We start from the raw sequence: 23,329 nt of genomic DNA, 5'->3' as shown, positions 1-23,329 counted from the left end.
GTGGACTTACTCTCTCACGCGTCATCCACAGAGTTGTCCACAACCTGTGCACAACCGTAGGGGCGGATGTGTAAAACTCCGCCGTGGGTTGCATGTCCGGGGATGTTCCTGGCCGAGGCGCGATCCGGGGCCGTCCTCCATAAGGCCCGCGGGGAATCGGACCGTGGGACCTCGTGGGGTGACGACGGTAGTCCGTGCCGGCGGGTGGCTGCAACACCGACGACGGACCTGTTATCCACATATGGGCGACCTATCCCCCATCCGGGGCGGGGCCGTTCACACAGCGTAGAGGCGGCGGCCCGGCGGGCCCTTGTCACGGCAGCGGCGGCCACGGTCTGCAACCTTTCGGGGCGGCCGGGCGGGGACGGATGTTGGCAAGCTCACGTCGCCCGCCGCTCGGTTTGACCGGACGGGCGCGGACCTCGTAACGTTTTACGGTCGAGTCGCTTCGACGGCGTTCCCGCGTGCCCGCGCAACGCTCCCTGAAGCTGTCGGCGCTCGTCCGGCCGAGTAGAGTCGGCGAGGCGAGCATCTGGGCGAGCACGGCGGGCCCCCGCTGCGGGGGACCGGACGCGGCCCGCGATGCGACCGCACAGCCGAACCGACCTCAGGCACCTTACGGCCTGCAGGGATCCACGACCGCAGCACCGCACTGGAGTCTCGAGTGAGCAAGCGTACCTACCAGCCGAACAACCGTCGCCGCCACAAGAAGCACGGCTTCCGGCTGCGCATGCGCACCAGGGCCGGTCGCGCGATCCTGGCGGCCCGGCGGCGCAAGGGCCGCGCCCGCATCTCGGTCTGACCGCACCCTCACCACCCATGCTGCCCTCCGGTCATCGGATGCGGCGGCGGGACGAGTTCACACTGACCGTCCGGCGCGGGCGCCGCGCCGGACGCACTCATATCGTCGTCCACCTGTTGCGCCGCGATGACCTCCCGGAAGGCCTTCCGGCCGCCGAGCGCGCCCCCAGGGCCGGGTTCGTCGTCGGGCGCACCGTGGGCAACGCCGTCGTCCGCAACAAGGTCCGCCGTCGGCTACGGCACCTGGTCGCCCAGCATCTGGACCGTCTTCCTCCGGGTAGCCTGCTTGTGGTACGCGCCAACCCGGCCGCCGCGACCGCCGGCCACAAGGAGTTGGCCGCGGATCTGGAGTCGGCGCTTGACCGGCTGCTACGGCGACGGGCCTAGGGGGTCGCTGGCGGACATGACCATCAACACCGGGGACACGCCCCCCGGCGGGACGGCGCGCATCTCGCTCGCCGCCCGCCTGCTGATCCTCCTCGTCCGCGGTTACCGTCGCTTCCTCAGCCCGCTGCTGGGCCAGCAGTGCCGCTTTTACCCCACCTGCAGCGCTTATTCCCTGGAAGCGCTGCGCATGCATGGGGCGCTGCGGGGCGGTTGGCTGACGGTGCGCCGGATCGGCCGGTGCCACCCCTTCCACCGTGGCGGATACGACCCCGTGCCACCCCCCAAGGGCGGGACGGCCCGTCACGAGACTGCAGGCCGCGAGCCGAGCGGCCCTCCCACAGCAGAGCCCAAGGAGCTGCCTGGTGTTTGATTGGCTGTACGAGATCGTCGCTTGGTTCATCGTCTTGATCCATAAGGGACTGGGCACGATCGTCGATCCCGACAGCGGCTTGGCGTGGGCCGGCTCCATCATCCTGCTGACCGTCTTCCTGCGGCTGCTGATGTTCCCGCTCTTTGTGAAGCAGATCCACGCTTCGCGCAAGATGCAGGAGCTCAGCCCGCAGATCCAGGCGCTGCGCAAGAAGTACAAGCACGACAAGCAGCGCCTCAACCAGGAGGTCATGCGGGTCTACCAGGAGAACGGCGCCAACCCGCTGGCCGGCTGCCTGCCGCTGCTGGTGCAGATGCCGGTTTTCATCGGCCTGTTCCAGGTGCTGAACGGCATCTCCAAGGCCAAGGAGGGCGAGTCCAAGTACGGGATCTCGCCCGAGCTGATCCACAGCGCCCAGCACGCCGACATCTTCGGCGCCGTCATCCCCGACACCTTCCTCAACGCCTGGGGCGATGGGGCCTGGGACGCGGTCGCCGTCACCGCCGTCGCGGTGCTGATCAGCTCGACCACCACGTTCTTCACCATGCGCGCCAGCATGAAGCGCCAGCCGGTCATGGATCCGGACAACCCCATGGTGGCCGCGCAGAAGATGATGGTCTTCCTGGCCCCGCTGCTCGGGCTGTTCGGGCTGGGCTTCCCGCTGGGCGTGCTGCTGTACTGGATGACCTCCAACACCTGGACGCTGGCCCAGCAGCACTACATCTACTCCAAGTACCCGCCGGTCGGCGCGAACGGCGCCGACGCCAAGGCCGGCGCCGCACCGGCCAAGGGCAAGGCGGACAAGGGCGGCAAGGCCGGCAAGACCGCCGCCGAGCCGCAGGTGCAGATCATCCGCAACCAGCCGACCCGCAAGCCGCGCAGCAAGCGCGCCGCCTCCGGCGGGGCCAAGGCGGGCAAGGTCAACCTCACCAAGGCCGGTGAGGTGAAGAAGGAGCCCGCCCCGGCGGCCGAGGCGCAGCCGCAGATCGTCCGCGATCAGCCGACCCGCAAGCCGCGGAGCAAGCGCAGCGGGTCCTCCAAGCGCTAGATTCGGTGTGTCCCGTCGACGAAGGAGAACCCGTGAGCCAGACCGACGCCGCCGAGGTCGACGTCCAGGCGCTTGAGCAGGAGGGCGAGATCGCCGCCGACTACATCGAGGGCCTGCTCGACATCGGTGACTTCGACGGCGATATCGACATGGACGTGGAGGGCGACCGCGCCCTGGTCGCCGTGGTCGGCGCCTCCCTGGAGGAGCTGGTCGGCAAGCGCGGGGAGGTGCTGGAGGCGCTGCAGGAGCTCACCCGGCTGGCCGTGCACCGCAAGACCGGCAACCGCAGCAAGCTGATGCTCGACATCGGCGGTTACCGGGAGCGCCGCCGCGCCGAGCTGACCAAGCTGGGCCAGGACGTGGCCGCCGAGGTCAAGCGGACCGGCAAGCCCAAGCCGCTGGCCCCGATGACCCCGTTCGAACGCAAGATCGTCCACGATGCGGTGGCCGCCGCCGGGCTGCACAGCGAGTCCGAGGGCGAGGAGCCGCAGCGTTACGTGGTGGTCTACCCCGCCTGACGGCCTGCTCGACGGGAACGACCGGGCGCTGGGACCACATCGGCGTGCGATCGCCGGGCCGCAAGGCCCGGCGATCGTTTTTTGTCCGCGATCGATCCCGGCGGGACGGTACGTACCGGCCGGCCCCTTTGAGGGCGAAACGCCGCTCTGGCGTCCGGTGCCTGTGAACTGCCTCGCTGCGTGAATGCAGGGGCGCGTGTTAAGGAAGCTCCACCGGTGCTTCCTCGGCGAAGTGGAGCACGTGCCCATGACGCGTGTCGTTTCCCATCGGCTCAGCCGCTCTGGGCGGGCGTCCCCCTGTGCGGTGCCTGCAGCGTCGGCTTTGCGTATTACTAGGGCTCACCCGTGCCTCTTCGTTTCCTCTCCTGCGGCCATATCCCCTGACGACACCGAATGTAAGAAAGGCGTCACTGTTCGGAGTCGGCGTCGGCGGCATGGTGACCTGCGGGGCGGACGGGCCGTCGTTCCCGCTGGAAAGACCTCGGCGAGCCGTGGGGGGCGGTGGGCTGCGTGCGCGGTCATCACTGTGTATGGAACGATTCGTACGGTGGGGACTCCGAGGTCGGTACCAGACGTTGCACGGCAGGTGTTCGGCGATGCCCTTCCCTTGGCGGAGCGCTATGCGGAGTTTCTGGCCGATGCGGGCGTGATACGCGGTCTCATCGGCCCGCGCGAGGTGGACCGGCTGTGGGAACGGCACCTGATCAACTGCGCGGTGGTGGCGGAGATGGTGCCGCAGGGCGCCACCGTCATCGATCTGGGCTCCGGGGCGGGACTGCCCGGATTGGTGCTGGCGATCGCGCGGCCGGACCTGTCGGTCACGCTGCTGGAGCCGCTGCTGCGGCGGACCAAGTTCCTGACCGAGGCCGTCGAGCTGCTGGAGCTGGAGAACGTCGAGGTGCACCGGGCCCGCGCGGAAGAAGTGGCAGGGGACTACCAGGTCGATGTGGTCACCGCGCGTGCCGTGGCCCCGCTGGACCGGCTGGTGGGGTGGGCGCTGCCGCTGCTGCGGCCCGGCGGGGAGCTGCTGGCGCTCAAGGGAGAGCGGGCGGCCCAGGAGCTGGCCGATGCCGAGCCGGTGCTCAAACGCTTCGGTGTCCGGACGGCCGAGCTGCACCGGCTGGGGCAAGGTAAGGTCGATCCCCCGACGACGATTGTTCGCGTGGTCGCCGAACGGATTCCGCGCCGCGCGAAAAGGTCGAGGAAGAGGTCTTCATGACAACGGGACCAGGACTGGGCCGGCCCGAGGCCGGCAACCCCTCGCAGCACGATCCCATCGAGTCGGGCCGGCCGGCGGACGGCGACCCACGGCACGCCGCCGCGGCCATGTCCGGCCCGTCCGTCCCGGCATCCGCCCCCGTCACCCCCTCTTTCTCCGGCCCGCCGGGCGGAGGGCCGTCCGTTCCGCGCCCACCGGAGGCCGCACAGAGCGGTCCTTACGGTGGGCCGTCCCGCATCGGGGCACCACCGGAGAACATGCAGGCGGCCACCGGGCCTTCCGGTGCGGGAGCCTCTTCCGCCGGGGTGCCGCGCCTTGCGACGTCCTCCACGAGCACCCCCTCCGGGCCGTCCGTCGGCGGGACCTTCTCACTCAGCTCCATGGGAATGCCCGCCACCGGGGGGTCTGCACCAGAGCCCTCCCCCGGGCGGGAGAACAGACCGGTGGGACGGGCGCCCTCCGGTCACGCCTCATGGGGGAACACCACATCCGGAACCGCGGAGACCGGATACGTTCCGACCAGCGGCGGCGGGGTGCCGCGGCGGGAAGGGACGGCAGGCCGGGCAACTGCTCAGGGGGAGTCGGAACTCGTGAAACGACATCGCGGCCGCCGGCCGCTCAGGCCCCGCGCATCTCCCTGGAGGCGACGAAGGGACGAAGCGCAAAGCAGTGGCCCAAGCCGCCGCGGTGCCGGGTCATCACCATCGCCAACCAAAAGGGCGGGGTCGGCAAGACCACCACGTCGGTCAATCTGGCCGCCTCCCTGGCCATGCACGACCTGCAGGTGCTGGTCGTCGACCTCGACCCGCAGGGCAACGCCTCCACCGCGCTGGGCGTGGACCACCATGCCGACATCCCCTCGATCTATGAGGTGCTGATCGAGGACCGTCCGATGAAGGACATCGTGGTGGCGGCCCCGGAGGTCCCCAACCTGTACTGCGCGCCGGCCACCTTGAACCTGGCCGGCGCCGAGATCGAACTGGTCTCCAAGGTCGCCCGGGAGTCCCGGCTGCGGCGGGCGCTGGAGGGCTACGACATCGGCCGGTTCGACTACGTGCTGATCGACTGCCCGCCCTCGCTCGGCCTGCTGACGGTCAACGCCCTGGTCGGCGCGGAGGAGCTGCTGATCCCCATCCAGTGCGAGTACTACGCCCTGGAAGGGCTGGGCCAGCTGCTGCGCACGGTCGAGCTGGTCAAGTCGCACCTCAACCCCAAGCTCGAGGTGTCCACGATCCTGCTGACCATGTACGACGCGCGCACCCGGCTGGCCGCCCAGGTGGCCGAGGAGGTGCGCGGGCACTTCGGCGACGTGGTGCTGAAGACGGTGATCCCGCGCAGCGTCCGGGTCTCCGAGGCGCCCAGCTACGGCCAGTCGGTCATGACCTACGATCCGGGTTCCAGCGGCGCGCTCGCCTACGGCGATGCCGCCTTCGAGATGGCCTGCCGCGGCGCGGAGAAGACCGAGTGACGATGGGCGGAACTGCGTGGGCCATGCCAGGTGAGGTGACGAGGTGACACAGCAGCGGCGCGGGCTGGGCAGAGGACTGGGCGCCCTGATCCCCACGGGCCCGCCTCCCGGGGCGTCCAAAGAGGGGACGGCGGCTCCGGAGATGGAGCCGGTGGCCGGCGCCCACTTCGCCGAGCTTCCGGTGAACTCCATCACGCCCAATCCCCGCCAGCCCCGCAGCCACTTCGATGAGGAGGCGCTGGAGGAGCTGGCGGAGTCGATCCGGATCGTCGGGCTGCTCCAGCCGATCGTGGTGCGCCGGACCGGCCCGGACAGCTACGAGCTCGTCATGGGGGAGCGCCGCTGGCGCGCCTCGCAGCGGGCCGGGCTGGAGACCATTCCTGCGATCGTCCGGGACACCGCCGACAACGACATGCTCCGTGACGCGCTCATGGAGAACCTGCACCGCCAGCAGCTCAACCCGCTGGAGGAGGCCGCGGCCTACCAGCAGCTGCTGGAGGACTTCGGCGCCACCCACGAGCAGCTCGCCGCCCGCATCGGCCGGTCCCGCCCGCACATCACCAACACGCTGCGGCTGCTGAACCTGCCGCCCGCCGTCCAGCGGCGGGTCGCGGCGGGCGTGCTCACCGCCGGCCACGCCCGCGCCCTGCTCTCCCTCGACAGCCCGGAGGCCCAGGAGGCCCTGGCCCACCGCATCGTCGCCGAGGGCCTGTCGGTGCGCGCGGTCGAGGAGATCATCGCCATGCGGGACCTGGAGGGGGAGACGCCCAAAAAGCCCCGCCAGGGCCGCAAGCGCACCATCGCCCCCGAGCTGCGCGAGCTGGCCGACCGGCTGTCGGACCGCTACGAGACCAAGGTCCGGGTGGACATGGGCCGCACCAAGGGCAAGATCGTCGTCGAGTTCGCCTCCCTGGAGGACCTCGACCGCATCATCAAGGCGATGGCGCCCGACGAGCCCGGCATCCGCGGCTCCGGCCTGTGAGGCAAAGCCCGTCCAACGCCCCGGAGGGATTCCGGGGCGTTGTCGTATGGGCCGTTTCCTCGTCGGCGTCGCTTCATGAACCTCTGCTCCCTCGGGGAGGACGGCGCCAAGACCCGCATCCGGAACGGCCCGCCGAGGTGCCGCCGGTCGTGAGGCGTGCGGCGGTGCCTGGGATGGCTCAGGGGCCGGTTCTTCGTGCCTGCAAGCGACGGCGCGTCCCGCGATGGCTGCCCAGAGGGGCGGTTCGCGCCGGGCCCGGTGGTTCCTCTGCCGCATGGCCGACGAGGACCTCGTGCGGGCTTTCGCCGCTCGGGCGACGCATGAGAGCAGGGCGGCGAACCGGAATCTGGGCAGTCGGCAGAGCGGCCGATCCGTTCGGCGCTCTCCCCTGTCAGGAGCCGACGGCCCGGTGGGACGCGGCGAGGGCGGGGACGCTCCCCGCCCGTCCCGCCGTGACGAAAGGGGTCGCCGCACTTCCACGGCCGCCGGGTCTGCCGATGTTTCACGGGAAACGGCAGAGCGGCACCGCCGGATGTTTCACGGGAAACGAGCCGGGAGGGCGCCCCGCGGATGTTTCACGGGAAACAGGAGCGGCGGCGCCACGATCGATGTTTCACGGGAAACATCCGCGGCCTCAGCGGAGGCGGGCGACGATCAGGTCGTGCAGGATGCGGCCGAGGTTGAGGCCGGCGGCGGCCACGGCGCGGGGGAAGAGGCTGGTCTCGGTCATTCCGGGGGCCACGTTGACCTCCAGGAAGTGGACCTGCCCGGCCTCGTCCACGATGAGGTCGGTGCGGGACAGGTCACGCAGGCCCAGGGCGCGGTGGGCGGTGACGGCGGCCTCGGCGGCCCGGCGGGCGACCTCCTCAGGCAGCCGGGCGGGGGTGACGAACTCGGTGTCGCCGGCGTCGTAGCGGGCGGTGTAGTCGTACAGCTCCCCGGCCGGGACGATCTCCACGGCGGGCAGCGCGACCGGCTCGCCGTCGCGCTCGATGACGCTCACCGCGACCTCGGTGCCCTCGATGTGGCGTTCGATGAGGGCGGCGTCCCCGTAGGCGAAGCAGCCGACCATCGCGGCGGGCAGGTCGCCGGCCTCCCGGACGACCGAGGCGCCGAGCGCGGAGCCGCCGCGGGCGGGCTTGACGAACAGCGGCAGGCCCAGCCGGCGCACCACGCACTCCAGCACGGCGGCGGCGCCGAGGTCGTGGAAGACCTCCTTGGGCAGCGTCACCGAGGGCGGGGTGGCCAGCCCGGCGGCGCGCACCACCGACTTGGCGGTGGGCTTGTCCCAGGCGACCCGGCAGGCGTCCGGGCGGGCGCCGACGTAAGGGACGCCGACCAGCTCCAGCACGTCCCGGATGGCGCCGTCCTCGCCCATGCTGCCGTGCAGCACGGGGAAGACGGCGTCCGGGGGAGCCTGCTGCAGCGTCTGCAGCAAGGTGGCGTCGGCGTCGTGGACCTGGGCGTCCACGTCGAGGGCGCGCAGCGCGTCGGCGACCCGGCGGCCCGAGCGCAGCGACACCTCCCGCTCATACGACAGCCCGCCCGCCAGGACGATGACGTGGCCGAGTTCGGGGACGTTCAGATCGGCCAACGCCGCATCCTCCTGCCTCTCTCAGCGGTTCGGTCTCACCGGTTCAGCACGTCTCGGGGCCCGGGGTGTCCACGCCGCCGCGCTCGCGCGCCCGGGCCGTACCGAAAGTGTCCCGCATCTGCAGCTCCCGTTCGATCACGCCGGCCAGGCGGCGCACGCCCTCGCGGATGCGGTCGGGCTCGGGGTAGCAGTACGACAGCCGCATGTGCCGCCGCCCCTGCCCGTCGGCGTAAAAGCCGGTGCCGGGGACGTAGGCCACCCGCTCGGCGATCGCCCGCGGCGCCATCGCCTTGGAGTCCAGCCCCTCGGGGAGGGTCAGCCAGACGAAGAAGCCGCCGCCGGGACGGGTCCAGGTGCACCCGTCGGGCATCAGCGCCTCCAGCGACTCCAGCATGGCGTCCCGGCGCTCGGCGTACATCACCCGGAACGACTTGATCTGCTGCTGCCAGGGCTGGGTGGCCAGATACTCGCGGACGGCGAACTGGGTGAAGCTGGAGTGGCACAAGATCGCCGACTCGGCCGCCAGCACCAGCTTGGCGCGGATCGCGTGCGGGGCCAGCGCCCAGCCGACCCGGAAACCCGGCGCGAACGTCTTGGAGAACGAGCCGAGGTAGATCACGTTGTCGGGGTCGTCGGCGCGCAGCGCCCGCATCGGCTCGCGGTCGAAGCCCAGCAGCCCATAGGGGTTGTCCTCGACGACGAGCACCTGGTGCGCGGCGCAGATGGCCAGGATCTCGGCGCGGCGGGTCTCGCTGAGGGTCACCCCGGCGGGGTTTTGGAAGTTGGGGACGGTGTAGAGGAACTTCACCCGCCGTCCTTCTTTGCGCAGCCGCTCCAGCGTCTCCCGCAGCGCGGCGGGGATCAGCCCGTCCTCGTCCAGCGGGACGTGCACCACGTCGGCCTGGTACATGGCGAACGTGCCGAGCGCCCCCACATACGAGGGCGCCTCGGCCAGCACCACGTCCCCGGGGTCGATGAAGATCCGGGTGATCATGTCCAGGGCCTGCTGGGAGCCGACGGTGACGATCACGTCGTCGGGCGAGCCGTGCACGCCCTCCAGCGCCATCACCTCGCAGATGCGGGCCCGCAGTTCCGGGTCGCCCTGGGCGGAGGCGTACTGCAGCGCCTCGGTGCCGCGCCGCCGGGTCAGCTCGCCGAGCATGTCGCCGACCACATCGAGGGGGAGCGCGGTGATGTTGGGCATCCCGCCGGCCAGCGAGACGACCTCGGGGCGGGAGGCCACGGCGAACAGCGCCCGGATCTCCGAGGGCACCATCCCGGCGGCGCGGGCGGCATAGCGGTCGGTGTACGGGTCTGTCCGCGTGTGCTGGTGCACTGTTACCTCCGATGCCAGGGGCCGAGTAGCAAAACTACGTCACGTTCGGGTGTGCGATGAAGAAGGGCCCCGCGGCGACGGGCCGCCCGGTGTGCCATGCCCGGACGAGCCGGTGCCGGTTTCCCGAAGTCCTCGTCCGATACGATGCCTGAAGAGCCCGGCGGGTTGTCTGCAGCGGCATCCGGCCGGGTCTTCGCGGTCGGGGGTCTTGCGATTTCAGCCCGCCCGCCAGGACCGGTTCAGGCCGCCCGCAGGCGGGCGCGGAGCAACAGCACCAGGGGGTGCCGATCTGGTGTCGCGTCGGCTCGTGAACGTCACACTGGACAATCTCGGCGACCTTCCGCGCAGGTGCCGCGGGTGCGTTTTCTGGGAACTCGACCCGGTCGCCGCCGAACGCGCCGCCGAGAGCGGCGACCCCGCCCTGGAGAAGGAGGCGTGGGTCTCCTCCACCCTGCTGGAGTGGGGCAGCTGCGGGAAGATCGTCTATGTGGACGGCACGCCCGCCGGTTTCGTGCTGTACGCCCCGCCGCTGTATGTGCCGCGTTCCCTGGCCTTCCCCACCAGCCCGGTCAGCGCGGACGCCGTGCTGCTGATGACCGCGCACGTGCTGCCGGAGTTCTCCGGCGGCGGCCTGGGCCGGATGCTGGTGCAGGGCGTCGCCAAGGACCTGGTCCGCCGCGGCGTGCGGGCCATCGAGGCGTTCGGCGACCTGAAGGGCGAGGAGGGCGGCTGCATGGTGCCCGCCGACTACCTGCTGGCGGTCGGCTTCAAGACCGTCCGCCCCCACCACCGCTTCCCCCGCCTGCGGCTGGAGCTCAAGTCGGCCCTGTCGTGGCGCGAGGACGTGGAAGTGGCGCTGGAACGCCTCCTGGGCTCCATGACCCCCGAGGGCGTCCTGCGTCCCATCTGAAAGCGCGGTTCGCCCCGCTGCGGTGGGGTCCGGTAAGTGCTCCCTTTGAGCGTCGGGAAAATGGGCGTGCGGCACCGGACGGAGGTCCGGGCCGCTCGGTGGTGTACCTGGCGCGGGAGGGCGCATGGCGGACGGCTCTTGGACGGGGTCACGGATGCGGGCGGCCGGAGGCTGCGCGGCGGCGCTCGTGCTGGCCGGTGCGCTGACCGGGTGCGGCGCCGCGATGGACGAGGGGTACGGGCCGGGAAAGCCGGGCGGCGTGCTCCGCATCGTCGGCGACGCCGACGTCGAGCGCCTCGACCCCGCCGCCGCGAGCGAGCCTCCCGCTTACGCGCTGAACCGCGTCCTGGCGCGGACGCTTTTCACCACCAGGGCGTCCAACAACTTCGAAGAGAGCCTGCCGGTCCAGGCCGACATGGCCGAGGCGGTCCCCTCCAAGGAGAACGGCGGGATCGGCAAGGGCGGCAGGAAGTACACCGTCCGGCTGCGCGGGAACGTCCACTGGGACACCAGCCCGCCCCGGCCGGTCGTGGCCGGGGATTTCGTGCGCGGCTTCAAGCGGATGTGCAACCCGGCGGCGCCGTCGCCCCACCGCGCGCACTACATCGCCACGATCAAGGGGATGAAGGCGTTCTGCGACGGCTACGCCAAGGTCGACGCCGACGACGCCGAGGCGATGGCCGCCTACCAGAACGGGCACTCGATCTCGGGACTGCGGGCCGCCGACGAGACCACGCTGGTGTTCGAGCTGACCCACCCGGCCGCCGACTTCCTCAACATCCTCACCCTGGCTCCGGCGGTGGCGGCGCCCAAGGAGTACGACCGGTACGTGCCCGACAGCCGCGAGTTCCGGCAGAACATCGTCTCCAACGGCCCCTACCGGATCGCCTCTTATGAGCCGGGCCGCTCCTACGTCCTGGAGCACAACCCCGCCTGGCGGGCCGAGACCGACCCGATGCGGGAACGGTTCGCCGACCGCATCCAGATCACCCTCGGCGTGGGCTCCGCGCAGGAGGTGCGGCGCCGCATCGAGCGGGGCGAGGCCGACCTGTCGTGGGACCGGCCGGTCCCGGCCGCCGACATCGAGGAACTGAGCGGCACGGCGGGCTTTGCGCTCCGCCAGCTCCCCGGCCGCGGCCCGTACCTGGTGGCGGCCGGCGTGGCGGACCACCGGGTGCGGCGGGCCCTGCAGTACACGGTGAACCGGACGGCCGTGATCGAGGCTCTGGGCGGGCACGAGGCGGCGCGCCCGCAGCACACCCTGATCGCCCCGGGCAACGCCGGGTACTTCGAACACAACGCCTACCCCACGCCCGACGACGCCGGAGACCCCGGCAAGTGCCGCGAGCTGCTCGCCGAGGCCGGCCACCGCGGCGGGCTGCGGCTGACGCTCGACCCCGGGGACGAGCCGGAGAAGGTCGTCCGGGCCGTCCGAAAGAGCCTGTCGGACTGTGACATCGAAGTCACGATCCGTAAGAGCGGGGCGGAGCTGAAACTGGTCTCCCCCGACCCCGAGTGGTTCGGCCTCAACGGCCGCTCGGCCCTGGCGCCGCTGCTCGACGGGCACGGCGACCCCCAGATCCGGCAGCTCCTCCAGGAGGCCCTGCGAACCCCCGACACCGCCCGCGCCACCGGTCTGTGGAACCAGCTCGACCGCCTGGTCATGCAGGACGCCTCGATCGTGCCGCTGGCCGACCGGGCCTTCCCCATCCAGCACTCCGCCCGGGTGCGCGGCACCCGGTTCCTGCCGCAGGCCAGGACCTACGACTACAGCCGCATCTGGCTCACCGAGGAGTGACCACCGGGCGCCCGCCGGCGAAGGCTCCTCAGCGGTGGCGGGACGAGGAGCGGCCCGCCGATATTCGGCCAGGTGCGGGCGTTGCCGCGCGGTCGCTTCGGCGATGAGGCCGGGGTGCTTTGGGTGGGCGTGTCTCTCGGTGAACGTGATCGCGTCTGGTAGATCCAGCCCGGTCGCTTCGGCGGTACGACCAGGGCTTGCCGCCGGGATGCCTCGGTGAGGCGTGTCTCTCGGCGGGCGCGATCACGCCCGGCGGGGCCGGCTCGGCTGCTTCGGCGGGACGGCCTAGGCTGGGCGGGTGAGGCTGGCGCAACTTCGGGCGGTGCTGCGGGAGCGGGACTTCCGGTGGCTGTATGCGACCCGGCTGGTCTCCCAGAGCACCGATGGGTTGTTCCAGGTGGCGCTGGCCGGTTACCTGTTGTTCTCACCGGAACGGCAGGCCACGGCGGGCAAGGTGGCGGCGGCGTTCGCGGTGGTGCTGCTGCCGTACTCGGTGCTCGGCCCGTTCGCCGGGGTGTTCATCGACCGCTGGGCGCGGCGGCAGATCCTGCTGTGGGCGCCGGTGCTGCGGGCCGGGATGGCCGCCGCGACGGCGGCGATGCTGGCGGCCGGGCACGACGGGGCGGTCTTCTTCCTGGCCGTGCTGGTGGTGATGGGGGTCAACCGGTTCTTCCTGTCGGCGCTGTCGGCGGCGCTGCCGCATGTGACCCGGCGCAGGCTGCTGGTCACCGCCAACGCCTTCGCGGTCACCTCCGGGACGGTCATCTCTTTCGCCGGGGCCGGGCTGGGCTATCTGCTGCGGCAGGCGTTCGGCGGCGGGCAGGGCGGCACCGCGGTGATCCTGCTGTGCGCGTCCGGCGGCTACCTGCTGGCGGGGCTGACGGCCACCGCGCTGGGCCGCGACCGGCTCGGCCCCGAGCCGGAGCAGGCGCCGCCGCAGACCCGCCGGGCGCTGGGCAACGTGCTGCGCGGGCTGGCCGACGGCGCCCGGCGGCTGCGGCGGGACCGGCCGGCGGCGCTGGCGCTGGCCGCGATCGCCTTCCACCGGTTCTGGTACGGGGTCATGCTGGTCATGACGCTGCTGCTGTACCGGTACCTGTTCAGCGCCGACGCCGACGAGGGCCTGGACCGGGCCGCCGTGGTGCTGGCGGTCTCCGGGCTGGGCTTCTTCCTGGCCGCCGTGATCACCCCGCCGGTGGTGCGCCGCATCGGCAAGAACACCTGGATCATCGCCCTGCTGGCGTCGGCCGCCGCGGCGACGGCGCTGCTGGGCGCGCCGTTTGCGAACCTGCCGTGGACGGTGCTGGCCTTCTGGTTCGGCGTCGTCTCCCAGGGCGTCAAGCTCAGCGTCGATGTGATCCTGCAGGAGACCGTGGCCGACGCCTACCGGGGGCGGGTGTTCGCCGTCTACGACATGCTCTTCAACGCCGCCTTCGTGGCCGCGGCCGCCCTGGCGGCCGTCGCCGTGCCCCCGGACGGCCGTTCCCCGGCCATGCTGGCGGTCATCGTCGTCGCCTACGCGGCGGGTGCCCTGGCCTACGGGGTCTCCTGTGCTCGCATCCGCAGGCCGGCTCGGGTTTAGCGGCGCGTCCGAGGCGGCCTCGCTCAGCGGCGCCGCTCCGTCCGGCCCGCAGAACGCAGGAGGCGTTGCTTTCCGGCCGGGGCCGCCCTGCGCGCCGTCTGGAGAAGGCGGCGGTCACAGGGAGCGGGCGGCGGCGACCATGGCGGTGGTGATCTGGGCGACCTCCTCGGCGGTGCAGACGTAGGGCGGCATGGTGTAGATCAGGCGGTTGAAGGGGCGCAGCCACACGCCGTGGTCCATCACCACCTTCTGGACGGCGGCCACGTCCACCGGCTGCTCGGTCTCGATGACGCCGATCGCCCCCAGCACCCGCACGTCCCGGACCCCCGGCAGGCCGCGGGCGGGGGCCAGGCCCTCGCGCAGCACCGTCTCGATGGCGCCGACCTCGGCCCGCCAGTCGCGGCCGCGGCCGTCCCGCCCGGTCAGCAGCTCGATGGACGCGCACGCCACCGCGGCGGCCAGCGGGTTGCCCATGAAGGTGGGGCCGTGCATCAGCCCGCCGCCCTCGCCTTCGCTGATGCCGCGCGCCACCTTATCGGTGCACAACGTGGCGGCCATGGTCATGTAGCCGCCGGTCAGCGCCTTGCCGACGCACATGATGTCGGGGACGACACCGGCGTGGTCGGCCCCCCAGAACGCCCCGGAGCGGCCGAAACCGGTGGCGATCTCGTCCAGGATCAGCAGCAGGCCGTGCTCGTCGGCCAGCTCCCGCAGCGCCCGCAGGTAGGCGGGGGCGTAAAAGCGCATCCCGCCGGCGCCCTGCACCACCGGTTCCACGATGATCGCGGCGAGTTCATCGGCGTGCCGGGCGGCCAGCGTCGCCAGCTCCTCCAGGTAGGCGGGGTCGGGCTCGGCGTCGTAGCCGCCGGGCGGCGGCGCGGCGAACAGCTGCCGGGGCAGGATCCCGGCGAACAGGTGGTGCATCCCGTTGACCGGGTCGCACACCGACATGTCCCCGAAGGTGTCGCCGTGGTAGCCGCCGCGCACGGTCATCAGCCGGTGCCGCCGGGGGCGGCCCCGCGCCCGCTGGTACTGCAGCGCCATCTTGATGGCGACCTCGACCGAGACCGAGCCGGAGTCGGCGAAGAACACCTTGGTCAGCGGCTCGGGGGTGAGCTCCACCAGCAGTTTCGCCAGCCGGATCGCGGGCGGGTGGGTCAGCCCGCCGAACATCACGTGCGCCATCCGGCCGAGCTGGTCGGTGACGGCGGCGTTGAGGACCGGGTGGTTGTAGCCGTGCACGGCCGCCCACCACGACGACATCCCGTCGATCAGCGTGCGCCCGTCGGCCATGACCAGCCGCACGCCCTCGGCCGCCACCACCGGGTGGCTGTCGGCTTTCGCCGGCATCGGCCCGTAGGGGTGCCATACGTGCTCCCGGTCATAGGAGCGCAGCCGTTCGATCTCCTCGGGGGGCAACGCCGTGTGTTCCGCCATGGCCCCGAGCCTAGGGCGGCGGTATCCGGCGCAAGACCGGAGCCCCGTGCCGGGACAACCGGTGCGGCCCCCCGCGCGTCCCACTCAGTAGATCATCCTTGACCCTATTGTGTGAATATTGCTCACATTGGTATCATCTGTGAACGTCTGATTAATCACTTGAGACGTCCAGGGGCGTCGATGCGGTGATGCCGGCCGCATCGGCCTCGTGTGGCGGCGAGGGCAGCGCAGACGTCTCGGGTGACACACCAGGCAGGGTGGCCGGTCGGCGGGGAGCGGGGGCCGGTCGGCCACCCCACACACAGGCGAGTCCGGCGTGGAGGAGGGGACTCGCGAGCAGTCCATCGCCCGCTGCGACCCGTACGGAATCAGGGGGAACGAGAACCCGGTGGGAGCGGGCGGCCGTCGCCTCGGTTCGAATGCGCCCGCGCGGCCGGTCACTGGGGCGCCGTGCGGTGCGAGGCCCGGTGGGCTCCGAAGACGTCGCGGTGAAGCGCCCGGAGTGATCCCTTGTAGCGGCGGCCGTCGCTGAGGAAGCCGGACGAGAAATCACGCTGCCGACAAGACAACCGGTTCAGTGCGCGAAGCGTCCCTTTGATGAATGAGTTAACCAAGGGGATGAAAGAGGACAGGGCTAACATCTAGACTCTCTGAAACAGAGAGATATTGGTCAACGAAGGAGTTGCGCCGATGAAGCGTTCAGTCACCTTGCTGGCCGCCACGGCGACGCTGGTCCCGCTCCTGTCGCCCGCCACGGCTCACGCGGCCCCCGCCGCCACCCTCAGCGTCAGCCCGAAGACGGTCGTCCTGACCGCCCAGAAGTCCACCACCCTGACGATCAAGCTCAAGGCCCCCGGCCTGTCCGACGAGTCGTGGGTGAGCTTCGACCTCCACGGCCCCCAGGGGGACTACAAGTACGGCGGCACCGCCGAGGACCCCGACGGCGACGGCGTTTTCGTCTCCTCGGTCCGCTTCGACCGTTACGACGCGGCCGGCAAGTGGATCGTCGAGACGGAGCTCTACGACTACGACAGCGGTGAGGACTACGTGGGCCCCTCCGCTTCCTTCTACGTCAAAAGGGGCACCCGCCTGACCGCCAACGCCGGGCCCGAGCCGATCAAGAAGGGCAGGACGCTCAAGGTCACCGGCAAGCTGACCCGGCTGAACAGCACCTACCCCTTCAAGTACGTCGGCTACAAGGGCCAGCGCGTCTACATCTACTTCAAGCGCAAGGGCACCAAGAAGTGGGTGCTCAAGGGGTACGCGACGACCAACAAGAAGGGCGTCTACCTCAAGAAGTTCAAGGCCCGGCACGACGGCTACTGGTGCGCCCGCTTCAAGGGCACCACGCTGCACGCGCCGGTGCTGAGCTCCGGAGACTACGTGGACGTCCGCTGACGTCCACGCCATGACGCGGTGGCCGATCGCGGAGTGGGGATGGACCGGCCACCGCCCGGCGCCGCAGGGGCTGCGGCGCCCGCGGGCCTGCGGCCGCCTGCGTTCACGATGACGACGCCGGCGGCTGCAGGCCCTGTTCGGCCGCCCAGCGCAGCAACTCGGCGGTGGCGGCCTCCTTGCCGATCATGCCGCGGTCCAAGCGCAGATCCAGCAGGAATTTGTAGGCCTTGCCGACCAGCGGGCCGGGCTTGATGCCCAGGATCTGCTGGATCTCGTTGCCGTCCAGCTCGGGACGGATCTTGGCCAGCTCCTCCTCGGCGGCCAGCCGGGCGATGCGGGCCTCCAGGTCGTCGTAGGCGCGGCGCAGCCGCTCGGCCTTGCGCCGGTTGCGGGTGGTGCAGTCGGCGCGGGTCAGCTTGTGCAGCCGGTTCAGCAGGTGACCGGCGTCGCGCACGTAGCGGCGCACCGCCGAGTCGGTCCACTGGCCGTCGCCGTAGCCGTGGAAGCGCAGGTGCAGCTCCACCAGGCGGGAGACGTCGGCCACCACGTCCTTGGGGTAGCGCAGCGCGCTCAGCCGGTGCCGGGCCATCTTGGCGCCCACCACCTCGTGGTGGTGGAAGGTCACCCGGCCGCCCGGCTCGAACGAGCGGGTCTTGGGCTTGCCGATGTCGTGCAGCAGCGCCGCCAGCCGCAGCACCAGGTCCGGGCCGTCCTCCTCCTGGGCGATCGCCTGCTCCAGGACGATCAGAGTGTGCTCGTAGACGTCCTTGTGCCGGTGGTGCTCATCGATCTCCAGCCGCAGCTTGGGCAGCTCCGGCAGCACGTGCTCGGCCAGCCCGGTGTCCACCAGCAGCGTCAGCCCGGCGCGCGGCCTGGGCGCGCAGATCAGCTTGGACAGCTCATCGCGGATCCGCTCGGCGGAGACGATCTCGATCCGGCCGGCCATGTCGCGCATGGCGGCCACCACCTCGGGCGCCACCGTGAAGCCGAGCTGGGCGGCGAAACGCGCCGCGCGCATCATCCGCAGCGGGTCGTCGTTGAAGGAGTCCTCCGGGCGGCCGGGGGTGCGCAGCGTCTTGCGGCGCAGGTCGCCCAGCCCGCCGAACGGGTCGACGAACTCATGGCCGGGCAGCCGCGCCGCCATCGCGTTCACCGCGAAATCGCGCCGCGCCAGGTCCTCGGTCAAGGACTTGCCGTAGGAGACCTCCGGCTTGCGCGACTTGGGGTCATAGGACTCGCTGCGGTAGGTGGTGATCTCCAGCTGCAGGTCGCCCTTGCGCAGCCCGACCGTGCCGAACTCGATCCCGATCGTCCAGATCGCGTCCGCCCAGCCCTCCACCAGCTGCAGCACCTGCTCGGGCGTGGCGTCGGTGGTCAGGTCGACGTCCTTGCCGGGACGGCCCAGCAGCGCGTCCCGGACCGGTCCCCCCACCAGCGCCAGCTCGTGCCCGGCGGCGGCGAAGCGGCGGCCCAGCTCGTCGGCGGCCGGCGGGATCACCCGGCCGAGCAGTTCCCGGATCGCCTTGAGCTGCTGCGCGGTCGGTTCTTCGGGGGAAGACGCGGTGGGCACGGGCATCGAGCGTAGAACCTCACAAGACGGCTTACAAACAAAAAATCTTGGCGGCGAACGCCCAATAAAGTGAAGGACTTTTGCTGCCGCTCTTCACAGGGCGCTATCTCCGAGTTACGTTCTGGGCACCCCGTGGTCATCCAGTGAATCACGCCGGGTACGCGGACGGTCCACCTCGGCACCGGAGGTCGACGATGAAGGACGCCCTCACCATCCACCGGACCCTGCTGGAGCGGGAAATCGCACATGAGATCGTACGGCTTCCCCGCCCCATCGCGCACGCCGACGACCTGCCCGGGGCGCTGGGCCTGCCGCCCGAACGCTGCCCGGTCACCCGCATGTACCACTGCCTGGACGCGCTGCGCGGCGAGCGGTTCCTGGCGGCGCTGATCACCCCCGCCGGCAGCCGGACCGTCCTGGAACCGGTGCGCCGCGCGCTCGGCGCCCGCCTGATCCGGCCCGCCCGCCCCGACCTGATCAACTCCGTCACCGACTACCACGCCGACCTGGTGTGCCCGCTGCTGCTGCCCGATGCCGTGCCGGTCCTGATCGACCGGGCCGGCCTGGGCGGGGTGGCGCCCGATGAGGTCGTCTACACCCCCACCGGGGAGCCGCTGACCGCCCTGGCGGTGCGCATGGCGGATCTGCGCGAGCTGAGCGGCGCCAAGCCCATCGGGTCCGCCTGGGAGGAGGAGCTTCCGGCCGCCCGGCCCGCTTAAGGCCCGTCCCGGCCGGACGCACCGCGGGGCCGCCGTCCCCTCCGGCGACCCCGCGGTGCGTCGCCCACCCGGTGCGTTGCGTGAACAAACCGTGCGAAGGGGGCATCTACCTGGTAGATGGTCTGCAACGGTCGGAGGGATCATCCGGCGGCACTACCATCGAGCCGTGATCCGGAGCTCCGGCACCCTTCGCAAATGGACGGTTGTGGCTTGAGGGTGTGGCGACGCGCGGCCCTTTCAGCCGTGCTTTTCTGTTGCGTCACCGCGACTCCCGCGCTGGCGTCTCCCCAGCAAGCCCAGGTGAGCCTCGCCCAGTCCCGGCTCGCGCCGGCGGCCGCCCCGGCAGGCCAGGCCACCGGGGCGCAGACGGTCATGGCCGGGCGCAGGCAGACCCCCGTGAGCCTGTCGATCACCGCCATCGCCCCCCGCACGGTGACCGCGCGCAGCAAGATCACCCTGCAGGGGCATGTGGTCAACCGCTCCGGCCAGCCGCTGGCCGGCGTCCGCTACCGGCTCCGCTACAGCAACCGCGCCGTCGTCAGCCGCGGCCGGCTCGCCCAGCTCGCCCAAAGCGACGTGGCGGCCCTGCCGGGGGTGACCGCCGACCAGATGCTGGGCGACGGGACGCTGGCCGCCGGCGACGCCCAGGTGCCCTGGAAGATCCAGGTGGCGGCCAAGTCCCTGCACCTGGAGAACAAGTTCGGCACCTTCCCGATCGGCGTGGAGTTCTACACCCAGGCCGGGCAGGTGCTGGCCGGGCAGGTCACCTTCCTGGTCTGGCAGCCCCCGGGCCGCAAGTGGTTCAAGAAGACCTCCATCGGCTGGGTGTGGCCGCTGGCCGACCGGATGCACCGCTCGGCCGACCACATCTTCCTCGACGACCGGCTGGAGACGGACCTTTCGCCGAACGGGCGGCTGGGCCGGCTGGTGGCCGCCGCCGAGAGCACCGACACCCCGCTCACCTGGGCGATCGACCCGGCGCTGCTGGACGACGCCCGGGCGATGACCGCGTCCAAGGGCTACACCGTCCGGCCCCCGGGACGCGCCCCCGCCAAAAAACCCGCCAGCGCGACCGCCCGCGCCTGGCTGGATCGGCTCAAGCGCGCCTCCTCCCGCGACTCCTACTTCGCCCTGCCGTACGCCGATGTGGACGCCGACGCGCTCGTCCGCAACGACCTGACCGGGCACCTCAAGGCCGCCTACAACCACCGCCGGGTCGCCCAGGAGGTGCTGGGACGTCCCGCCGACGCCCAGATCGCCTGGCCGGTGCCGGGGGTGTCGGAGAACCGGACGCTGGCCTGGATGTCCCGGCTGGGCAGCGACACGTTCCTGATGAGCAGCGCGGTCTTCCCGCCGGCCGGCAACGTGACCTACACCCCCAGCGCCACGGCGTCCCTGCCGACCCCCTCCGGCCCGCGGCCGGTCGTGGTCTACGACCAGACGCTCAGCAAGATCGTCAGCGTCGACACCACCGACCCCGGCCAGCGGCTGCTGGCCGAGCAGCGCTTCCTGGCCGAGACCGCGATGATCACGGCGGAGCTGCCGCAGCTGGCCCGCACCATCGTGATCGCCCCCAGCCGGTACTGGAACCCCGGCCCGCAGTTCGCCGAGCACCTGCTGGAGTGGACCGCCAAGGCGTCCTGGCTGCGGCCGGCGAAGATCGGCGACATCGCCCGGGCCCGGCCGCAGCAGCTGACCTTCACCGGCTACCCGGACTCTTATGCGGCCTATGAGCTGGGCCCCAAGTACCTCGGCGAGGTCCGCAAGATCGCCGGCCGCGCCAACGGCTTCGCCGCCATCCTCAACCCGGTCAGCTACCCGCATGCGCGGGCGATCCTGCGGATGGAGTCCGGCTCCTGGCGCGGCAGCCGGACGCTGGCCCAGCGCGCCCGCTCCGCCCGCGACCAGCTCGGCGACCACGTCGCGGCGGAGATCAACCGGGTGGGGCTGGCCCGCCGCGACAACGTCGTCCAGCTCGCCGGGCGCACCGGCAACTTCCTGCTGACCATCAACAACGAGCTGAGCGATCGCAGCGTCCGGCTGCGCATCGAGATCACCCCGCGGATCCCGGCCCGGCTGCAGATCGGCGAGTATGAGTCCGACATCGTGCTGGGCCCCAACGAACGGGCCTCGATCGACGTCGAGGTGGAGTCCTTCGCCCAGGGCCCCACCCAGGTGGACGTCAAGCTGCTCACCCCAGAGGGCAAGACGTACCGCACCCACGTCCTGACGATCAACACCACCGGTTATGGGACCGTCGCCCTGCTTATCACCGGGGGCTCGCTTGCCGTACTCTTCGTCGGCGTCGGGTTCCGAGCGATGAGGGCGCGGCGCCGCAACAAGATGGAGGCATCTGGTGACGGGTCACCCGGAGGCGAATCACCCTGGGCACAGGCCCCCGGCCGGCCCACCGGCGGGTGATCCGGCGCCCGCCGCGCCGGCCGTGCAACCACCGCCTCCCCGGCCCGCACAGGACGGGGCGCCCGCCGGGGACGCCCCGGGCGGCGGGCGGGCGTCCAGCCTGCTGAGGTCCGGGGCGCTGATGGCGCTGGGGACGCTGACCTCCCGGGTCACCGGTTTCCTGCGCACCGCCATCCTGGCCGCGGCGCTGGGCACCGCCGCGCTCGGCGACGCCTACAACACCGCCAACACCATCCCGGTCATCGTCTACGACCTGCTGCTGGGCGGCATCCTGACCGCGGTGGTGGTCCCGCTCATCGTCCGCGCCAAGGAACGCGACCCCGGCTACGGCGTCCGGTTCGAGCAGCGCCTGTTCACGCTGGCGGTGGTGGGCCTGGCGGCGATGACCGTGGTGGCCATGCTGCTGGCCCCGGTCTTCATCGACTACATCTACGGACGCGACTTCACCGGCGACAAACGCGACCTGGCGGTGCTGTTCACCCGCCTGTTCGCGATCCAGATCTTCTTCCTGGGGCTGAGCGCGTTCTGCGGGGCCATCCTCAACACCCGCAACCGGTTCGCCGCGCCGATGTGGGCGCCGGTGCTCAACAACATCGTCATCTGCTGCACCGGCGTGCTGTTCATCCTGGTGACCACCGGCACGGTCACCCCCGAGTCGATCAGCGGGACCGAGGTGGCGATCCTGGTCTGCGGCACCGTCGGCGGGATCGCGACCCAGACGCTGGCGCTGTGGCCGTCGCTGCACGCCTCGGGGTTCCGCTGGCGGCCCCGGCTGGACTTCCAGCACGGCGAGCTCGGCCAGATCGGCCGGATGGCCGGCTGGAGCCTGGTGTACCTGGTGCTGACGCAGACCGGTTTCGCGGTCACCACCTCGCTGCTCAACAGCGCCGGTGAGCAGGCCCCCGGCTACGGCTACAGCCCTTACTCCTACGCCTACCAGCTCTTCCAGCTGCCGTACGCGATCATCGGCGTCACCGTGATCACCGCGCTGCTGCCGCGGATGAGCGCGCACGCCGCAGAGGGCAAGTCGGCGCTGGTGCGCGACGACTTCTCCAGCGGGGTGCGGCTGGCCTCGGTGATCATCCTGCCCGCCGCCGCGCTGATGGTGGTGCTCGGGCCGGAGATCATCGCGGTGGCCCTGGAGCACGGCGAGGTCGACCGCGAGGCCGGGCTGGCGATCGCGCACATCATGCAGGTGTTCGCGGTGGCGCTGGTGCCGTTCGCCGCCTACCAGCTGATGCTGCGGGTGTTCTACGCGCACAACGACACCCGCACCCCGGCGTTCATCGCCGTGGCCACCGTCGGCACCAACATCGCCGCGGCCATCACCGTCTACAACGTGCTGGAGGCCGAGAAGGTCGCCATCGGCATCGCCGCCGGCTTCGCCGTGGCCAACACCGTCGGCCTGCTGGTGTCGTGGGCGGTGCTGCGCCGCAAGCTCGGCGGGCTGGACGGGCGGCGCATCACCGGCACCCACCTGAAGCTGCTGGTGGCGGTCTGGCCGCTGGTCGGTTTCGCTTATGCCGCCCAGGCGGTCATGGAGGCCTGGCTGGGCACCGGGTTCGTGGCGGCGCTGCTGGCGCTGATCATCGGCGGCACCGGCGGGTGCGCCCTTTATGTCCTCTTCGCCCGGCTGTTGCGGGTCGCGGAGGTACAGACGATGCTGTCCATGGTGGCGCGTCGGCTGCCCGGACGGGGCTGAAGGCCGCCGAGGCCGATGGCGGGCGGCGGCCAAGAGCTACGGCGTTTGTCCCGTCCGATCAACCGGGCA

19 protein-coding genes are annotated in these 23,329 nt (G+C 71.4%); 15 read left to right on the top strand and 4 right to left on the bottom strand.

Annotated elements, in window-relative coordinates:
* Positions 1-664 precede the first annotated feature (664 nt).
* The 8 genes from rpmH to BUE48_RS24365 all read left to right on the top strand — a co-directional run bounded on the left by rpmH (position 665) and on the right by BUE48_RS24365 (position 6,793).
* Complete coding sequence (rpmH, locus tag BUE48_RS24400) at positions 665-802, top strand: 50S ribosomal protein L34 (RefSeq protein ID WP_012855281.1); 138 nt, start codon at positions 665-667, stop codon at positions 800-802.
* Positions 803-819: 17 nt separating this feature from the next.
* On the top strand, positions 820-1,188 hold the full coding sequence (gene rnpA / locus BUE48_RS24395; RefSeq protein ID WP_012855280.1) for a ribonuclease P protein component: 369 nt from the start codon (positions 820-822) through the stop codon (positions 1,186-1,188).
* Positions 1,189-1,204: 16 nt separating this feature from the next.
* On the top strand, positions 1,205-1,558 hold the full coding sequence (gene yidD, locus BUE48_RS24390; RefSeq protein ID WP_052305736.1) for a membrane protein insertion efficiency factor YidD: 354 nt from the start codon (positions 1,205-1,207) through the stop codon (positions 1,556-1,558).
* Positions 1,551-2,606, top strand: coding sequence for a membrane protein insertase YidC (yidC, locus tag BUE48_RS24385; RefSeq protein ID WP_012855278.1), 1,056 nt, complete (start codon positions 1,551-1,553; stop codon positions 2,604-2,606). The genes yidD and yidC overlap by 8 nt, the downstream gene beginning before the upstream one ends.
* Positions 2,607-2,638: 32 nt before the next feature.
* Positions 2,639-3,124 carry a Jag family protein gene (locus BUE48_RS24380; protein ID WP_012855277.1) on the top strand — a complete coding sequence of 162 codons (486 nt, stop codon included), beginning with the start codon at positions 2,639-2,641 and terminating at the stop codon, positions 3,122-3,124.
* 547 nt (positions 3,125-3,671) lie between these two features.
* Positions 3,672-4,343, top strand: coding sequence for a 16S rRNA (guanine(527)-N(7))-methyltransferase RsmG (rsmG, locus tag BUE48_RS24375; protein WP_052305616.1), 672 nt, complete (start codon positions 3,672-3,674; stop codon positions 4,341-4,343).
* 472 nt (positions 4,344-4,815) lie between these two features.
* A complete protein-coding gene (locus BUE48_RS24370) occupies positions 4,816-5,811 on the top strand; it encodes a ParA family protein (RefSeq protein ID WP_286991132.1) in 996 nt (331 codons plus the stop codon).
* A 43-nt stretch (positions 5,812-5,854) separates the two neighbouring features.
* Positions 5,855-6,793 (top strand): ParB/RepB/Spo0J family partition protein, encoded by a 939-nt coding sequence (locus tag BUE48_RS24365; RefSeq protein WP_012855273.1) that lies wholly within the window; start codon positions 5,855-5,857, stop codon positions 6,791-6,793.
* A gap of 634 nt (positions 6,794-7,427) precedes the next feature.
* On the opposite strand, the gene BUE48_RS24360 is transcribed toward BUE48_RS24365, so the two are convergent.
* On the bottom strand, positions 7,428-8,387 hold the full coding sequence (locus BUE48_RS24360; protein WP_012855272.1) for a D-alanine--D-alanine ligase family protein: 960 nt from the start codon (positions 8,385-8,387) through the stop codon (positions 7,428-7,430).
* A 43-nt stretch (positions 8,388-8,430) separates the two neighbouring features.
* Positions 8,431-9,663 (bottom strand): aminotransferase-like domain-containing protein, encoded by a 1,233-nt coding sequence (locus tag BUE48_RS24355; RefSeq protein ID WP_083790034.1) that lies wholly within the window; start codon positions 9,661-9,663, stop codon positions 8,431-8,433.
* A 367-nt stretch (positions 9,664-10,030) separates the two neighbouring features.
* Between BUE48_RS24355 and BUE48_RS24350 the strand changes: the two genes are divergently transcribed.
* The 3 genes from BUE48_RS24350 (at position 10,031) to BUE48_RS24340 (ending at position 14,013) form a co-directional block, all read left to right on the top strand.
* Positions 10,031-10,633: a GNAT family N-acetyltransferase gene (locus tag BUE48_RS24350; protein ID WP_245536940.1), complete on the top strand. Its 603-nt coding sequence runs from the start codon at positions 10,031-10,033 to the stop codon at positions 10,631-10,633.
* Between the two features lie 124 nt (positions 10,634-10,757).
* Positions 10,758-12,431: an ABC transporter substrate-binding protein gene (locus BUE48_RS24345; protein WP_012855269.1), complete on the top strand. Its 1,674-nt coding sequence runs from the start codon at positions 10,758-10,760 to the stop codon at positions 12,429-12,431.
* A gap of 298 nt (positions 12,432-12,729) precedes the next feature.
* Positions 12,730-14,013 carry an MFS transporter gene (locus BUE48_RS24340; protein WP_012855268.1) on the top strand — a complete coding sequence of 428 codons (1,284 nt, stop codon included), beginning with the start codon at positions 12,730-12,732 and terminating at the stop codon, positions 14,011-14,013.
* 114 nt (positions 14,014-14,127) lie between these two features.
* Here the strand turns inward: BUE48_RS24340 and BUE48_RS24335 are convergent, their stop codons facing one another.
* Positions 14,128-15,450, bottom strand: coding sequence for an adenosylmethionine--8-amino-7-oxononanoate transaminase (locus tag BUE48_RS24335; RefSeq protein WP_012855267.1), 1,323 nt, complete (start codon positions 15,448-15,450; stop codon positions 14,128-14,130).
* Between the two features lie 690 nt (positions 15,451-16,140).
* Between BUE48_RS24335 and BUE48_RS24330 the strand changes: the two genes are divergently transcribed.
* Positions 16,141-16,848, top strand: coding sequence for a hypothetical protein (locus BUE48_RS24330; protein WP_012855265.1), 708 nt, complete (start codon positions 16,141-16,143; stop codon positions 16,846-16,848).
* A 103-nt stretch (positions 16,849-16,951) separates the two neighbouring features.
* Here BUE48_RS24330 and BUE48_RS24325 read toward each other — a convergent pair whose 3' ends face one another.
* Positions 16,952-18,424, bottom strand: coding sequence for a CCA tRNA nucleotidyltransferase (locus tag BUE48_RS24325; RefSeq protein ID WP_012855264.1), 1,473 nt, complete (start codon positions 18,422-18,424; stop codon positions 16,952-16,954).
* 188 nt (positions 18,425-18,612) lie between these two features.
* On the opposite strand from BUE48_RS24325, the gene BUE48_RS24320 reads away from it, so the two are divergent.
* From BUE48_RS24320 to murJ, 3 genes are all read left to right on the top strand, one after another.
* Positions 18,613-19,137, top strand: coding sequence for an aminoacyl-tRNA deacylase (locus BUE48_RS24320; protein WP_012855263.1), 525 nt, complete (start codon positions 18,613-18,615; stop codon positions 19,135-19,137).
* A gap of 117 nt (positions 19,138-19,254) precedes the next feature.
* Entirely contained in the window at positions 19,255-21,558 is a 2,304-nt protein-coding gene (locus tag BUE48_RS24315) for a DUF6049 family protein (protein WP_353745312.1), read from the top strand.
* 22 nt (positions 21,559-21,580) lie between these two features.
* Positions 21,581-23,260: a murein biosynthesis integral membrane protein MurJ gene (gene murJ, locus BUE48_RS24310; RefSeq protein ID WP_052305614.1), complete on the top strand. Its 1,680-nt coding sequence runs from the start codon at positions 21,581-21,583 to the stop codon at positions 23,258-23,260.
* The last annotated feature ends 69 nt before the right edge of the window (positions 23,261-23,329 follow it).

The organism is Thermomonospora sp. CIF 1 (assembly GCF_001896795.1).
Taxonomy (GTDB): domain Bacteria; phylum Actinomycetota; class Actinomycetes; order Streptosporangiales; family Streptosporangiaceae; genus Thermomonospora; species Thermomonospora curvata.
The sequence above is the reverse complement of the archived record's forward strand: the minus strand, read 5'-3'. Positions and strand labels throughout refer to the sequence as shown.

Bases quoted from the DNA above. Each gene is read 5' to 3' on its own strand.
- rnpA (WP_012855280.1), top strand. From the start codon at position 820: ATGCTGCCCTCCGGTCATCGGATGCGGCGGCGGGACGAGTTCACACTG.
- yidD (WP_052305736.1), top strand. From the start codon at position 1,205: ATGACCATCAACACCGGGGACACGCCCCCCGGCGGGACGGCGCGCATC.
- BUE48_RS24370 (WP_286991132.1), top strand. From the start codon at position 4,816: ATGGGGGAACACCACATCCGGAACCGCGGAGACCGGATACGTTCCGAC.
- BUE48_RS24355 (WP_083790034.1), bottom strand. From the start codon at position 9,663: ATGGTGCCCTCGGAGATCCGGGCGCTGTTCGCCGTGGCCTCCCGCCCC.
- BUE48_RS24345 (WP_012855269.1), top strand. From the start codon at position 10,758: ATGGCGGACGGCTCTTGGACGGGGTCACGGATGCGGGCGGCCGGAGGC.
- BUE48_RS24335 (WP_012855267.1), bottom strand. From the start codon at position 15,450: ATGGCGGAACACACGGCGTTGCCCCCCGAGGAGATCGAACGGCTGCGC.
- BUE48_RS24330 (WP_012855265.1), top strand. From the start codon at position 16,141: ATGAAGCGTTCAGTCACCTTGCTGGCCGCCACGGCGACGCTGGTCCCG.
- BUE48_RS24325 (WP_012855264.1), bottom strand. From the start codon at position 18,424: ATGCCCGTGCCCACCGCGTCTTCCCCCGAAGAACCGACCGCGCAGCAG.
- BUE48_RS24320 (WP_012855263.1), top strand. From the start codon at position 18,613: ATGAAGGACGCCCTCACCATCCACCGGACCCTGCTGGAGCGGGAAATC.
- BUE48_RS24315 (WP_353745312.1), top strand. From the start codon at position 19,255: ATGGTCTGCAACGGTCGGAGGGATCATCCGGCGGCACTACCATCGAGC.